This is a genomic window from Buttiauxella cochleicola (genome assembly GCF_021282405.1).
Taxonomy (GTDB): domain Bacteria; phylum Pseudomonadota; class Gammaproteobacteria; order Enterobacterales; family Enterobacteriaceae; genus Buttiauxella; species Buttiauxella massiliensis.
Map to the genome: position 1 here is coordinate 31828 of NZ_JAJSOU010000010.1, position 14882 is coordinate 46709.

Here is a 14882-nt window from a genome sequence, read left to right on the forward strand (position 1 = left end):
TATGAAGAGAGTGTATAGCAATACGCAGAATGGATAAAGCCGCCAACTAAGATTTATCTGTATATTGTTGTTTGCCCGTTGATTATTTATTGGCCCCACTACTGAGGCCAATACATATTAAATTTCGTGCAGCATTAATCCTGCACGTAATCCCAGCGCAACATTAGGATTAGGGAATAAAACAAACTCGACATCTTCTTTCACCACATATTGCGTGTCGCCATCTTCGGCCAGCAATGTGCCTTTCGGGAATGCGGTGAAGTTCTGTGTTTGCGCTGACATATGCAACACAAAGGCATCACTGTGTCGCGTGATTTGCTGCGCCACTTTATAGCGTAACGGTTTACCTTCAATGGGCTCTGGCGCCTCGCCGCTTAGCAATGCCTGCAATGCCTGTTTTGTCACCTCAAACTGGCTGAGATCGTTTTCGCCAAAAGGCTGTGCTTTGCCCAACTCAAGCGTGCAACTGAGCGCATTGAAATGTTCGCTGCTGAAATGGGTAAAAGTGCCACCAGGTTCCTGATGAAACACCAGCGCCTGTAATCCCGCACAGCCCAGCCAGGAGAGAAATTCCTCATCATATGGCAATGGACGCGAAGGCAAGACGCCGAAACGCGGGTGATAAGAGCTGCGAATGGCAGTATGCATATCCAGATGCCAGCAGATGGTCTCTTCACATTCGGCCAAAAACAGATCCAACGCATGCTCAAGTCGGCAGGCACGTTGTGTTTCAATGCTTTCAGGGAATTGCTGCCAACCACCGCTAAACATACGATTCATATCGCTGTGCTGATAGCGCTGATTGCTGCGCAGTGCCGCAGGATTGCCCAGAATCACCAGCAACCGCCACTGCAACGCTATTTCACCGGCAACCAGGCTGTCCACCAACTGCGCAAGTATTTCTACCGGCGCAGTCTCGTTTCCGTGGACTCCTGCCGACAACACCAGTGTCTTTTGCGTCGCCTGATGTGGGGCCAGTGTCAAAATACCTTCATCCCACCACTGCCAATGCAGATGGGCATTTTCTCCGGCGCTCGGAGTTGGCACTTTACCCGCCAGGGTTTGCGCCAAAAAATCCAACATTGTGCCTCCTGTTAGAGCCTGCCAGGCAGGCTCTTAATGTTGAAATGGATAAACAGAACCTAAGTCTAGTATATGGGTTAGTTCATCGAGTGCTTCGCGCCCTTCTCGCAACAACTGTGGGTCAGCTAAATCAGCCTGAGTCAGTTGGTCACGATACCAACGGTCCACCCAGTTATTGAGCGTGACAAACAACGTTTCGTTCATCATCACCGCTGGGTTTAACGCTTTTTGTTCCGCTTCGTTCAATACAACTCGCAGGCGTAAACATGCCGGGCCGCCGCCATTTGCCATGCTTTCGCGCAGGTCAAACACTTTGAGTTCGCTGATTGGGTTATCGGCTGCCAGCACTTCGTTGAGATAATGCCAGACGCCTGCATGCTGCCGGGACTCTTCTGGCAAAATCAGCGTCATGCTGCCATCGTCACGGCTTAATAACTGGCTGTTAAACAGATAAGTTGCGACCGCATCGGCCACTGAAACTTTATTTGCGGGAACTTCAATAGGCGTGAATCCGGGCACTTTAACACGCAACTGCTCGTATAACGCATGTTGATGAAGAAATGCCTGTTCGTGGCAGAACAATACCTGGCGGTTGGATACCGCGATTACGTCGTTATGGAACACGCCCTGATCGATAACCGTCGGGTTTTGTTGCGCGTAAACCACTAAGTCCGGGTTAACCTGGTTGAGCCGGACGACAGCCTGACTTGCTTCGAGCGTCTGGCGAGCCGGATAACGTGCAGGAACCAGCCCTGCTTTTGCCTCTTCGCGGCCATAGACAAAAAGCTGTGTCGATGGCTCGCCATACGCACCACCGAGGCGGTTATGGTTTGCCGCCCCTTCGTCACCAAACATCGCCACCTGTGGAAGTGCACCGTGAACAGAAAAATACTGTTCATTTCGGAAGATAGCCCGTAACACGTTTTCTGTGGTCGGCGCTTCACTGGCACGGTGGAACTTGTTGTTCAGGTTCGCCACGGTGAAGTGGACTTTGCCATCGAGGCTATCTGCTGATGGGCTGACTGTCGCGGCATTTGCTACCCACATTGAGGAAGCCGAACTCACCGCCGACAGCAATTGCGGCGCTTGTTTTGCCACGCGTTCAACAATCTGTTCATCGCTGCCGCTAAAACCCAACTGGCGCAACAGCGGAATATTAGGTCGCTCTTGAGGAGGGATAACCCCTTGTGCAAACCCGGCATCCGCCAGCGCTTTCATCTTCAGCAAACCTTGCTTCGCGGCAAGCTTCGGGTTGGAAACCCGGAACTGATGCCTGGTTGATGCTTCATTCCCGAAAGAAAGCCCGGCGTAATGGTGGGTCAGGCCCACCAGTCCATCAAAATTAACTTCACGCGCTTTCATGATTATTCCTTACCGCTAAAATCAAGTCCCGGGCTCAGGGTGGCAGGCAGCGGGAAGGACGGGCTTTCCAGCGTTGCCATCGGCCACGCGCAGTAATCTGCCGCATACCACGCACTGGCGCGGTGGTTGCCAGATGCGCCCACGCCGCCGAACGGTGCCGCACTCGACGCGCCTGTTAACGGTTTATTCCAGTTAACAATCCCGGCGCGAGCTTCGAGTAACAACTGGTCAAACTGCTCACGATGCGGAGAAATCAGGCCGCTTGCCAGCCCATAACGTGTGTCATTCGCCATCGCGATAGCATCATCGAAATCGGCATAACGGTATACGGTCAGTAACGGCCCAAACACTTCTTCGTCTGGCACATTCGCCACGCCGGTTAATTCAACAATTCCTGGGGTGAGCAGCGATGTGCCTGCTTTTACCAGTTTCGGCTCGAGCAGTGATTTGCCGCCACGCGCGATATGTTCCTGCCAGCCAGTTAGCACGCGCTCTGCCGCCTGAACGGAGATAAGCCCGCCAATAAACGGCTGCGGTGTGGCGTCCCACGCATCCGGGCGAATACGCCCCGCTACTTCTACCAGGCGGTTTAAGAATGCATCACCTTGCGCACCCTGTTTTACCAACAAGCGACGCGCACAAGTGCAGCGTTGCCCGGCGGTAACAAACGCCGACTGAATGACCAGGTGAACTGCACCGTCGATATCTTGTGGATCTTCAACGATCAGCGGGTTGTTGCCACCCATTTCGAGGGCGAGAATTTTTTCTGGCTGCCCGGCAAACTGGCGATGAAGTTGGTAGCCGGTATTGGCGCTGCCGGTAAATAACAGGCCATCCAGCGTCGATTGCTGCGCCAGTGCCTGTCCGGTTTCGCGCCCGCCCTGCACCAGGTTCAGCACGCCATCCGGCACACCCGCCTGCTGCCACAGCTTCATCACTTGCTCACCAATCAGCGGCGTCAGTTCGCTAGGTTTAAATACGATGGTATTCCCTGCCAGCAGACCCGGCACGATATGGCCGTTCGGCAAATGGCCGGGGAAGTTGTACGGGCCAAAGACCGCCAGAACACCGTGTGGACGGTGGCGCAATGTCGCTGCACCATCTGGCATCGGAGTGTGCGTTTCGCCGGTGCGCGTGTGGTAAGCCTTAATCGAGATGGATATTTTATTCACCATCGCGGTAATTTCAGTCGCCGCTTCCCAGCGCGGCTTGCCAGTTTCCTGGGAAATAGTCACGGTCAGGGCTTCTTTGTTGGCTTCAAGCAGGCTTGCAAACTTTTCGACGATAGCCTGGCGCTCGGCAAACGGGCGTTTTGCCCATGCCGGGAATGCGCTACGCGCAGCAATGCACGCCTGTTCTACCTGCGATGCGTTAGCCGCAACCCCTTCCCACAGCAAATCACCGTTTACCGGGTTATTTTTTTGTAATGATTCGCCTTGCCCGGAAAGCCATTGTCCATTAATCCACTGAGTCATACTTTTTTCTCCTCGGGGCACAAACGCACCAGACGTACTTTATCGCCAGCACTACATTTCAGGGCATCTGCGGTAACGGCATCAATCACAAGCCGGTCACCTTTTGGATTTGCCTTAATCAGCATGGCGCGGAAATCGTTATATTTTTCATTGGCTACCAGGCACATCGGCAGCTCTTCGGTTGCTGGTTGACCAATAGCAATTTCAACCAGACGGCTTTTGCGAATCGCCCTTACGCGGTCGATATCGCACTCAAGTGTTGGGCCACCGTCAAAAATATCCACGTAATTGCGATAACGGAAACCTTCGGCTTCCAGCACCGCCCGTGCAGGCGCAGTTTGCGGGTGGACTTTGCCTATCACCGCCTGCGCTTCAGGCGAGAGGAAATCGGTGTAAATCGGGTGTTTAGGCATTAATTCGGCGATAAACGCTTTTTGCCCGGTGCCACACAAGTAATCGGCACGGCTAAATTCCATAGAGAAGAAACGGTTGCCTAAGCTTTCCCAAAACGGTGAATGACCATGTTCGTCAATCACGCCACGCATCTCGGCCACCACTTTTTCGTTAAAGCGATCGCGAAACGCTGCCATAAACAGAAAGCGTGATTTGGATAGCAGGTAGCCATTGCCCTCTTTACGCCAGTCAGCGTCGAGGAATAGCGTGCAAAGCTCGCTGCTGCCGGTGTGATCGTGGCTGAGAAACAGCGTTGGTAATGCATTGTAAATATTCAGCTCTTTGGAAGCATGAACATGGGTACCCACGTGGTAGTTGTACCAGGGGTCGTTTAACCCAACCGCCACTTCGATGGCGCAAATCCCCACCACGCGTTCGATGGCGGTATCTTCCAACACGAAAACATAGCCCTGGTCGCCTTCTGGCAGGCCACCCTGCCAGGTATTCATTGAGCGTTCGATACGTTCAGACAGCGTTTTTTCATCCGCAGGCAGTGAAGTCAAGCCGCCGCCTGTTTTACCCGCCATCTCCAGCAGCCCGGATAAATCACCGCGCTCAACCGGACGGATAATCATCATGATTGCTCTCCCGCAATAAAGCGTTCACAGGCGCGCTCAAAACGATCCAGCCCTTTTTGCACTTCAGCTTCGCTGACTATCAACGCTGGTGCAAAACGTATGACGTTCGCCCCGGCGATAAGCATCATCAAGCCTTCGGCGGCGGCGGCCTGTAAGATAAGTTTAGCCTTTCCGCTGTATTCCGGTTGCAGCACGCAGCCAATTAACAGCCCCAGACCGCGCACTTCACTAAATAGCTGATGTTTCTGGTTTATCTTGTTTAAACGCTCAACAAACCAGGCGTGACGCTGTTTAACACCGTTGAGTACTTCAGGTGTATTAATGATTTCCATCACCCGGCCTGCCACAGCACCTGCCAGCGGGTTGCCGCCATAAGTTGTGCCGTGAGTGCCTACTACCATCACTTTGGAGAATTTATCGGTGGTCAGCATCGCGCCAATCGGGAAGCCACCGCCCAATGCTTTAGCCGTAGAAAGCACATCCGGCGTGATGCCGTAATGCATGTAGGCGTAAAGCTCACCCGTACGGCCAACGCCGGTTTGCACTTCATCAAAAATCAGCACCGCGTTGTGGCGGTCACACAGTTCGCGCAAACCTTGCAGGAACGTTGGATCCGCAGGCACCACACCGCCTTCACCCTGAATTGGCTCCACAATCACTGCGCAGGTATTTTCGTTAATCAGTTCACTGGCAGATTGCAGGTCGTTATAAATGGCGTGGCTGATTTGCGGCGGCAATGGCGCAAAGTCTTGTGAGTAAGCAGGCTGTCCACCCGCCGAAACCGTAAACAGCGTGCGGCCATGGAAAGCATTTTTGAAAGCAACGATGCCGCTTTTCTGTGGGCCAAAATTATCGTGCGCATATTTACGCGCCAGTTTTAATGCCGCTTCGTTAGCTTCCGCCCCTGAGTTACAGAAGAACACTTTGTCGGCAAAAGTGGCATCAATCAGCTGTTTTGCCAGGCGCAGAATCGGCTCGTTGGTGTAGCCGTTGCCGGTATGCCAGAATTTTGATGCTTGTTCTTCCAGCGCTTTGCGCAGTTCCGGGTTAGCGTGACCCAGAGCGTTCACCGCAATCCCACCCGCAAAGTCGATATAATCTTTGCCTTGCTGATCCCACAACGTCGACCCTTCACCACGTACCGGAATAAAAGAAGCTGGGGCATAAACGGGCATCATCCATTCGTCGAAATTCTGGCGGGTAATTGACTGCGACATAGCGACCTCTTCCGGTAAATAAAAAGTTATTTATATGTTAATTAATTGGGTGTTTGCGCTGTAAATGTAGATTGCACGCTTCGTGCCAGCCAGCGATATAAATGAATAGCAGAGAGGCTGGATTGTTAAATCAATAGCTTACGCACCATGGCTATTCACACAAAGTGAATATATAGTGCATAGTTTTACGGTGCCGCTTGGATCGCCAGATAAAAACAAGAAAGATTATGCAGTGGGAAAATATAATACTGGATTTGTGATCGATGATGGGGTTTGCACGTTGTTTACGCCCCAAAACGGGGCGGCGTGGCGTATTTTGGTGCAGATTTTGCTCAGTTCAAATTCGCCCAGGGAAAAAATTGGCCATCAGTCTCACTTCCCCGCTTTTTCTGCTACCATCCTGCAACATTGTTAAGCAACCACGGCAGCGACTTATGAAATTCGTCTCTTTTAATATCAACGGCCTGCGCGCCCGCCCACATCAACTTCAAGCCATTGTGGAACAACATCAGCCTGATGTTATCGGTTTGCAGGAAACGAAAGTCCACGACGATATGTTCCCGCTCGAAGATGTCGCAAAACTGGGCTACAACGTCTTTTATCATGGTCAGAAAGGCCATTACGGTGTGGCGTTATTAACTAAAGAGACGCCGATTTCGGTTCGTCGTGGCTTCCCGGGTGATGATGAAGAGGCACAACGCCGTATCATTATGGCGGAGCTTCCAACGCCATTAGGCAACCTGACGGTGATTAACGGTTACTTCCCGCAGGGCGAAAGCCGCGACCACCCGACCAAATTCCCGGCCAAAGCAAAGTTCTACCAGGACCTGCAAAACTTCCTCGACAGCGAACTGAATAAAGACAACCCGGTGCTGATTATGGGTGATGTCAATATCAGCCCAACCGATCTGGATATCGGTATTGGCGAAGAAAACCGCAAGCGTTGGTTGCGTACCGGTAAATGCTCCTTCCTGCCAGAAGAACGTGAATGGATGGATCGCCTGAAAAGCTGGGGCTTGGTTGATACTTTCCGCCACGCTAACCCGGAAACTAACGACAAGTTTTCATGGTTTGATTACCGCTCAAAAGGCTTTGATGACAACCGCGGTCTGCGTATCGATCTGCTTCTGGCAAGCCAACCGCTTGCCGAACGTTGTATCGCGACCGGCATTGATTACGATATTCGTAGTATGGAAAAACCTTCTGACCATGCACCAGTGTGGGCTGAATTTAAACTGTAAGGACGTTGTATGAACATCACCTGGCGCTACGGTTTCTTGCCCAATGCGTAAGTTACTTTTTGCCGCTCTGGTGGTTGTTTTTATCCTGCTAATTATCTTCCTGCCGCCGGGTAGCCTGGCGGCACTGCAACATTACCAGGCACAATTCTCCACATGGCATCAGTTGCATCCGCTGCAAACGGCACTGGCATTTTTTGTGATTTATGTTGTGGTCACCACCCTTTCGATTCCCGGTGCCACACTATTAACGCTGCTGGCAGGTTCGCAATTTGGTTTGATTCAGGGAACCGTGCTGGTGGCGCTGGCTGCAACCTGTGGTGCAACACTCGCGATGCTCATCAGCCGCTATTTGTTACGTGACTGGGTACAACTTCGTTTTGCTGCGCCGATGTCGTCGATTAACCGCGGCATGGAGCGCGAAGGGTTGTACTATCTTTTTGCGCTACGACTAACGCCTGTTTTTCCGTTCTTTCTGATAAATTTGTTGATGGGCCTGACGCCAATCAAAACGCTGCGCTATTTTGCCGTTAGCCTTGTCGGGATGCTGCCGGCGATCGTAATTTATCTCAACGCGGGGCGCCAACTGAGCCAGTTGCGTACCCTTAGCGATATTCTTTCACCCGGCATGATCGTGATGTTTATTTTGTTGGGTTTGCTGCCGCTGGCGTCACGCCGGTTAGTCCGCATGCTCCGAAAATCATAAGGACCCCACTTTGCGCCTTTTAACGCTTTTGCTGTCGCTTGTTGCGTTCAGCTTCACAACCTTTGCACAACCCACCAACTGGAACACTCTGCGCCAGCAGGCGAACGGTCAGACAGTTTACTTCAACGCCTGGGGTGGCGACCCGGCGGTAAATAGTTATCTCGACTGGGTAGCAAGTGAAATGAAGCAGCAGTACGGCGTGACGGTAAAAGTGGTGCGCCTGGCTGATGCCGCTGATGCGGTAAAACGCATTCAGAGTGAAGCCGCCGCCGGACGCAAAGAAAATGGTTCAGTTGATTTACTGTGGGTCAACGGTGAAAACTTCCGCACATTGAAACAAGCGGGATTGTTGAAAGAAGGCTGGGCATGGGAATTACCCAACTGGCGTTATGTAGACCAGAAGAAACCGGTGCGCGAAGATTTCTCCCAGCCTACGGACGGTGCTGAAGCCCCCTGGGGCAGCGCACAGTTGATGTTGATTGGCAACAAACAACCTGATGTTAAATTCCCGCGTAGCGCAGCCGAACTACTGGTATTCGCCGAAAAAAACCCAGGTAAACTGAGCTATCCTCGCCCACCCGATTTTACCGGTACCGCATTTATCGAGCAGTTACTGATTGTGCTGACTCACGACACACAGGCGCTACGCCTACCGCCGGATCCCGCGACCTTTAAGCAAGTCACTGCTCCACTGTGGGAGTACCTGGATAAACTGCATCCTCTATTGTGGCGCGAAGGTAAAGCTTTCCCACCAACACCCGCGCGCATGGACCGTATGCTGGCAGATGGTGAGTTGCTGTTTTCTGTGACATTCAATCCCGCACACGTCGATAACCTTATCGACCGCAAACAACTGCCGAAAACAGCACAAGCCTTTGGCTTTGAAAAAGGCATGTTGGGCAATGTCCATTTTGTGACTATTCCAGCCAATGCCCGCGCCCAGGCAGGAGCTCAGGTGCTGGCAAATTTCCTGATGTCGCCACAAGCGCAAATTCGCAAAGCCACCCCGGCAATCTGGGGTGATGCCACCATTCTGGATAGCGCAACGCTACCTGCGCCATTAAATGAACAGCTTGATGCGCAAAAACCAGTCCATCAGCAAGCGGTGCCATATCTGGCTGAACCTCATTCTGCCTGGGTTGATGCGCTAGAAAAAGAGTGGTTACAGCGCTACGGAGCGAAGTGAGTAACCGCTGGCTGCAACGCACATTAGCCTTGCTCGCAGTGGGGTGCGTTTTTGCTCCGCTGCTACCAGGCTTAGTGATGATGGCAAAACCAATGTTGATGCCCGATATCTGGCGTCAGCTTTGGGCCGACAACCAGTGGCCAGATGCGCTGCAGGCGACACTATATTCGACCATGATTAGTGTTATCGGCTCGTTGACTCTTTGCCTTGTACTGCTTTGCGGCTTATGGCCAGGCGCGCACTGGCAACGTTTGACCTCGCGACTGCCGCTACTTTTAGCGCTACCACACGTCGCTTTTGCCAGCGGTTTTTTATTCCTGCTTTCCGATAATGGCTGGCTGGCGCGTCTATGCGGCGTGTCGTTTCATCTTGATAAAAATGGTGTTGGGCTGGGTATCTTACTGGCGCTGAAAGAGTGCTGGTTCCTGCTATGGATTGCCAGCACGCAGCTCAACCAGCGGTCCCTTTCCCAACAGCTTACCGTGGCACAAAGCCTGGGCTATGGCCCATTGCAAAGCCGCATTCGGGTGCTGGTCGCGCAGTTATTGCCGCGCCTGAAATGGGCGTTGTTAGCGGTGGTGGCTTACAGCCTGTCTGTGGTGGATGTGGCAATCATTCTGGGTCCATCCAATCCACCAACACTCGCCGTTCTGGCCTGGCAGTGGCTTAACGATGCCGATCCACAACGTGTGGCAATGGGCATGTTGACGTCAATGCTGCTGGTGGTGATGCTGGTAATTTTTACTACCGTTGGCTACGCCATATGGCGGTTCAGCCGCCGCTGCCTGGGACAATTTTCCGGGAAGCGCCATCAACTCAGCATTCAGCCTCTGGCATTAGGATCAGGTTTTATCATGACCCTCACAGGCGTTGCAGCGATAGCAATGCTGGTGATGTGGTCATTTGCAGACGGCTGGTTTTACCCGGCACTCTTGCCCGATGCCTTCGCCCTTTCCGGCTGGCAAACGGCTGAACTGTCTCCTTTAATCACCACGTTAGTGCTGGCGCTGGCAAGCAGCCTGATAGGTTTACTGGTGGTTGTTCTGTGGCTGGAAGGGGGAAGTTCACGCTTTGATCTCTGGCTTGCGCTACCGCTTTTCTTACCCGCTCTACCGCTGGTTGCTGGGCAATATCAGATATTGCTGGTTATGGAGCAGGACGGTAGTTGGCTGGGCGTTATCTGGAGCCATTTGCTGTGGGTTGTCCCCTACATGCTTCTGGTCGCACGCCCCGCATGGCAACAGTTTGACTCGCGCCTGGCGATTACTGCGCAAACATTTGGCTGGTCACCGTGGAAGATTTTATGCTGGGTTAAGCTACCATTGCTTATCCGCCCCCTACTGGCAGCACTGGCTGTCGGGTTTTCGGTGAGCGTCGCGCAATATTTACCGACGCTGTACGCAGGTGCCGGGCGCTTTACCTCCGTCACAACAGAAACTGTGGCACTCAGTAGCGGCGGCGACCCGCAGCAGCAGGCCATTCAGGCGTTACTACAAATGCTACTTCCGGCAATCATATTTATTGTCATGCGACAGCTCAGCAGCCTGTTCACCCATTATCGACAAGGATTACGCTAATGCTGCGTGTTCAGGATTGTTCCATTTCTAATGCCACCCGCTCGTTGATTCAGAATATAAGCTTCACGGTCTCTCCCGGTGAAGTATTGACGCTGATGGGCCCCTCCGGGGCAGGAAAATCGACATTTCTGAGTTGGATGATTGGCGCGCTGCCTGTGGAATTTAGCGTTACAGGAGAGCTGTGGCTGAATCAGCAACGCCGCGATACGCTCCCAACCGCGCGGCGAAATATTGGCATTCTTTTTCAGGATGCCCTGCTGTTTGCGCATTTGAATGTTGGACAAAACCTGGCGATGGCCCTTCCCGCAACAATTAAAGGGCGCGAACAACGGCAGTATTATGTCGAACAAGCGCTGGCAAATGCGCAGCTAACCAATTTTTCTCGACGCGACCCTGCAACACTTTCCGGTGGTGAGCGCGCGCGCGTTAGCGTGTTGCGGGCATTACTGGCGAAACCCGAAGCGTTATTGCTCGATGAGCCGTTTTCACGATTGGATCAAACCTTACGCGAACAGTTCCGTCAGTTCATCTGGCAGCAGGTTGAGCAACAAGCCATTCCGGTGGTACAGGTAACACACGATCCGCAAGATATTCCCACGGGCGGGCATATTATTACGGTCAATGATTCCGGCTATTAATTTGTCATACATAATTATGCGTTATCGCAAGGAATAGCCGCCGTTATTCGGCAAGAATAGCGGCTCTTTTTTTCTCTTCTTTTCAGGTTATAAGATGAAACGTGTTTCTCAACTAACCGCCGCCTTGATGTTATCCGGGTTGGCGCATATGGCTTCCGCCGCAGGTCAGCCTTCTCAGATGACTTTCTCCAATCTTCAGGCGCAAAAAGGCGTGGTAATCGATACACGTCCAAGTGCCTTTTATAACGGCTGGCCACAAACCGTTCATGGTGTGGGTGGGCATGAACCTGCTGCACTGAATTTGTCTGCCAGTTGGTTAGGTATGATGAACGATGAGCAACTGCAACTGTGGGCAAAGCAACACAGCATCGCACCAGACAGCCTGATTGCGCTGTATGGTCAAAGCACTGAGACAACAGCGGTAAAAGAACGCCTGGCTAAGCTGGGCTACTCGCATATCGCGCTGCTCTCCGATGCTTTGCAACAGCCTGCGCGTTTGCAGAAAATGGCGCACTTCGAGCAGCTCGTTTACCCACAGTGGCTGCATAACCTGATGCAGAACAAACCCGTTGCGGCGAAGCCCGCGGGCGAAGTTAAAATCATCGAAGCCGCCTGGGGCGCGCCTAAGCAGTATTTGCTGAGCCATATTCCGGGCGCGGATTACATCGACACCAATGAGGTGGAAAGTGAGCCGTTATGGAACAAAGTTTCTGACGACAAGCTTAAAGCGATGCTGGCAAAACACGGTATCCGCCACGACACGACCGTTGTTCTCTACGGGCGCGATGTTTATGCTGCGGCACGTGTCGCACAAATCATGCTGTATGCGGGCGTGAAAGATGTTCGCCTGCTGGATGGCGGCTGGCAGAGCTGGTCTGACGCCAAACTGCCTGTGGAACGCGGCTTACCGAGTGACGTTAAACCTGCGGCAGACTTTGGAGCGCCAATCCCGGGCCAGCCACAGCTGATGCTTGATACAGAACAGGCTCGCGGGCTGCTCGGCCGTAAAGATGCTTCTTTGGTAAGTATCCGTTCATGGCCAGAATTTATCGGCACTACCAGCGGCTATAGCTATATCAAGCCAAAAGGTGAAATTGCCGGGGCGCGCTGGGGTCATGCAGGTTCAGACTCCACCCATATGGAAGATTTCCATAACCCGGACGGCACCATGCGTTCTGCTGATGACATCGCAGCAATGTGGAAAAGCTGGAACATCACACCGGATCAGCACGTGGCGTTCTATTGCGGCACCGGCTGGCGCGCATCAGAAACCTTCATGTATGCCCGTGCGATGGGTTGGCAGAATGTGGGCGTGTACGACGGTGGCTGGTATGAGTGGAGCAGTAATCCGAAGAACCCGGTTGTGAGTGGGGAGCGGAAGCCGGAATAGGTTTAGTTAACGCGCCCTCTCCCTCAGGCTGTCTCTTAGTCACATATCTGTGAGTCGCGAGACAGTTCCGTTCACCCGGTGTTCAGTGTTTCATATAGCCACTGAACCGGTGAACGTCTTAGGGTGGCCACCGCCGCCACCCTAAGAACCCGGACTCCCGGCAAATCAATCGCCGCTGCGCGGTAAACACCGTTTTTCACCCAACATTCGCGGTCGTTCGCGATTCGTTTATTCGGCACATCCCTGTGCCGAACCACTTCGTGGCCAACGCAAGCGTTGTTCAAAAATGTTCCTGACATTTTTGTCCGACGATCGCTCTCTCACGTGGCTCCCGGCCACGTGACCCCGACTGAAGGGTGAAAAACGGCGCGATTGAAGCCGGAACCCAGGGCCAACTTCAAAACCCAAAGACCACACCAAACCGGTTTTGACCTTGTTCCCGGTATAAATTGCCCCAGTGTTACCCATAAGTCAGGGTTGAGCTGCCGGGAGCAGCGAAAGTGAGCGATCGCCGGGAGCGAGTCGCGAACGACCCTGAACGTTGGGGATAAGCTGGGGTTTACCGCGCAGCGGCAATTTAAAAACCGGGCGCCAGGATTGCCAAGGAGAGGGCGTTCTCTCCTTGGCACGTTCACCGTTAACAACAGTTGTAGAGATAACCAGACGTTCGGGTGAACGGAAAAACCTCTCATCTTACAGATCCCTCTCAAGGGATAAGGGACCAGGTTATATCACCCGCCTCAGTGTCTCATACCCACTCCACACCCGCGTAAACGTCGTCATCCAACACAGCGCACCAAACACCCACGCGAACCAGACAAACCACTGTGGAAACAGGCAACTCAACACAAATAATGCAATTGTCTCTGTGCCTTCGGTCAACCCGCCCAGATAGTAAAACGATTTATGCGCATAGCCTGGGTTATCAAGCTGGTGTTTTTGCGCCACTGCAGCAAAAGCAAGAAAACTACTGCCGGTGCCAATAAACGCGAACAGCAACCAGCCGCCCGCCAGCGCATTTTGTGCAGGGTCGGCAAGAATAAAACCAAAGGGCACCAGCGCGTAAAACAGAAAATCCAGGGCGATATCGAGAAAACCACCAGCATCAGTCAAGCCGCGCCGTCTCGCCAGTGCGCCATCTAATCCATCGAACAGTCGATTGAGGACGATGGCAACGAGCGCTGCGCCATACCATTGCAGTGCAAGGAAAGGTAGAGCCAGTACTCCGATGGCAAAACCAAACATCGTCAGCCCATCTGGGGTGATGACACTTTTGTCCAGTTTGGCTGCCAGGCGTTCTAGTGAAGGTTTTATGCGCGGATGAAGGTAGCTATCAAACATTCGGCTTTTTCCCTGGTTCGCTCACACATAACCCTTGCGCCGGAATATCCAGCGCGGCATTAAAGCGTGCAGATAGGTTTTGAAAAGCAATTAGCGCGGTTAATTCGGTGATGGTTTTCTCATCGTAATGCGTTTTCAGTTCGGCTTTTAGCGCATCACTGATTTGCGGAGGTGTTGCGGTCATGGCGTCAGCATAGGCCAATGCGGCCTGCTCTTTGGCTGAAAACAATGTTTCTTCACGCCAGTTAGCCACCGCCAGCACTTTGTCCATCGAACCACTGCGCTCCGCCAGCCGTAAGCTATTAGCATCAATACAGAATTCACAACAGCACTGCTGGGAAACACGGGTCATCACCAGCGAGCGCACCACCGGGTCGATACCAGAGCGGCGTCTTTCAAGAAACCCAACAAACAAAGCCACCAGCCAGAATAGATAAGGAAAACGCCCCCACCAACGTGTAGGGTTCAGCACCGCACCGAAGTGCTTTTCCTGCATTGAGATAATAGGCCGCAAACTGGCAGGCAATTTTTTAAGCGGCATCACCCATGGAGAGCTGTTTTTAATCATAATTCGGGTAGATCTTCAGATAATCTTTGGTGGCGCGTATTATGCCACGCCCATAGACAAAGAACGGATT

Annotated in this window: 14 protein-coding genes; 6 read left to right on the forward strand and 8 right to left on the reverse strand. The window is 52.7% G+C overall.

Going from position 1 to position 14882, the window contains the following annotated elements:
• Positions 1-117: 117 nt before the first annotated feature.
• The 5 genes from astE to astC are packed head-to-tail and all read right to left on the reverse strand — an operon-like array spanning position 118 to position 6168.
• Positions 118-1083 (reverse strand): succinylglutamate desuccinylase, encoded by a 966-nt coding sequence (gene astE, locus LVQ79_RS14340; RefSeq protein WP_232865479.1) that lies wholly within the window; start codon positions 1081-1083, stop codon positions 118-120.
• Positions 1084-1116: 33 nt separating this feature from the next.
• Entirely contained in the window at positions 1117-2445 is a 1329-nt protein-coding gene (astB, locus tag LVQ79_RS14345) for an N-succinylarginine dihydrolase (RefSeq protein WP_232865480.1), read from the reverse strand.
• 2 nt (positions 2446-2447) lie between these two features.
• Positions 2448-3920, reverse strand: a complete 1473-nt coding sequence (gene astD, locus LVQ79_RS14350) for a succinylglutamate-semialdehyde dehydrogenase (protein WP_232865481.1) — start codon at positions 3918-3920, stop codon at positions 2448-2450.
• Positions 3917-4951 carry an arginine N-succinyltransferase gene (gene astA, locus LVQ79_RS14355; RefSeq protein WP_151995458.1) on the reverse strand — a complete coding sequence of 345 codons (1035 nt, stop codon included), beginning with the start codon at positions 4949-4951 and terminating at the stop codon, positions 3917-3919. Before astA ends, astD begins: the two co-directional genes overlap by 4 nt.
• On the reverse strand, positions 4948-6168 hold the full coding sequence (astC, locus tag LVQ79_RS14360; RefSeq protein WP_232865482.1) for a succinylornithine/acetylornithine transaminase: 1221 nt from the start codon (positions 6166-6168) through the stop codon (positions 4948-4950). The genes astA and astC overlap by 4 nt, the downstream gene beginning before the upstream one ends.
• Positions 6169-6602: 434 nt before the next feature.
• Here astC and xthA point away from each other — a divergent pair, with 434 nt between their 5' ends.
• The 6 genes from xthA (at position 6603) to LVQ79_RS14390 (ending at position 12903) form a co-directional block, all read left to right on the forward strand.
• The gene (xthA, locus tag LVQ79_RS14365; RefSeq protein WP_154153124.1) at positions 6603-7409 is read left to right on the forward strand and encodes an exodeoxyribonuclease III; all 807 of its coding nucleotides are present in this window, start codon (positions 6603-6605) and stop codon (positions 7407-7409) included.
• Positions 7410-7452: 43 nt separating this feature from the next.
• Complete coding sequence (locus tag LVQ79_RS14370) at positions 7453-8112, forward strand: TVP38/TMEM64 family protein (protein WP_232865483.1); 660 nt, start codon at positions 7453-7455, stop codon at positions 8110-8112.
• Positions 8113-8122: 10 nt separating this feature from the next.
• Complete coding sequence (locus tag LVQ79_RS14375; protein WP_232865484.1) at positions 8123-9298, forward strand: ABC transporter substrate-binding protein; 1176 nt, start codon at positions 8123-8125, stop codon at positions 9296-9298.
• Complete coding sequence (locus LVQ79_RS14380) at positions 9295-10875, forward strand: ABC transporter permease (protein ID WP_232865485.1); 1581 nt, start codon at positions 9295-9297, stop codon at positions 10873-10875. The genes LVQ79_RS14375 and LVQ79_RS14380 overlap by 4 nt, the downstream gene beginning before the upstream one ends.
• Positions 10875-11513 carry an ATP-binding cassette domain-containing protein gene (locus LVQ79_RS14385; RefSeq protein ID WP_232865486.1) on the forward strand — a complete coding sequence of 213 codons (639 nt, stop codon included), beginning with the start codon at positions 10875-10877 and terminating at the stop codon, positions 11511-11513. The genes LVQ79_RS14380 and LVQ79_RS14385 overlap by 1 nt, the downstream gene beginning before the upstream one ends.
• Positions 11514-11607: 94 nt before the next feature.
• Positions 11608-12903, forward strand: coding sequence for a rhodanese-like domain-containing protein (locus LVQ79_RS14390; RefSeq protein WP_232865487.1), 1296 nt, complete (start codon positions 11608-11610; stop codon positions 12901-12903).
• Between the two features lie 71 nt (positions 12904-12974).
• Here LVQ79_RS14390 and LVQ79_RS14395 read toward each other — a convergent pair whose 3' ends face one another.
• The 3 genes from LVQ79_RS14395 to LVQ79_RS14405 form a co-directional block, all read right to left on the reverse strand.
• Positions 12975-13187, reverse strand: coding sequence for a hypothetical protein (locus tag LVQ79_RS14395; protein ID WP_232865488.1), 213 nt, complete (start codon positions 13185-13187; stop codon positions 12975-12977).
• Between the two features lie 442 nt (positions 13188-13629).
• A complete protein-coding gene (locus LVQ79_RS14400) occupies positions 13630-14244 on the reverse strand; it encodes a CDP-alcohol phosphatidyltransferase family protein (protein ID WP_232865489.1) in 615 nt (204 codons plus the stop codon).
• The gene (locus LVQ79_RS14405) at positions 14237-14812 is read right to left on the reverse strand and encodes a carboxymuconolactone decarboxylase family protein (protein WP_233338098.1); all 576 of its coding nucleotides are present in this window, start codon (positions 14810-14812) and stop codon (positions 14237-14239) included. Before LVQ79_RS14405 ends, LVQ79_RS14400 begins: the two co-directional genes overlap by 8 nt.
• Positions 14813-14882: the final 70 nt, after the last annotated feature.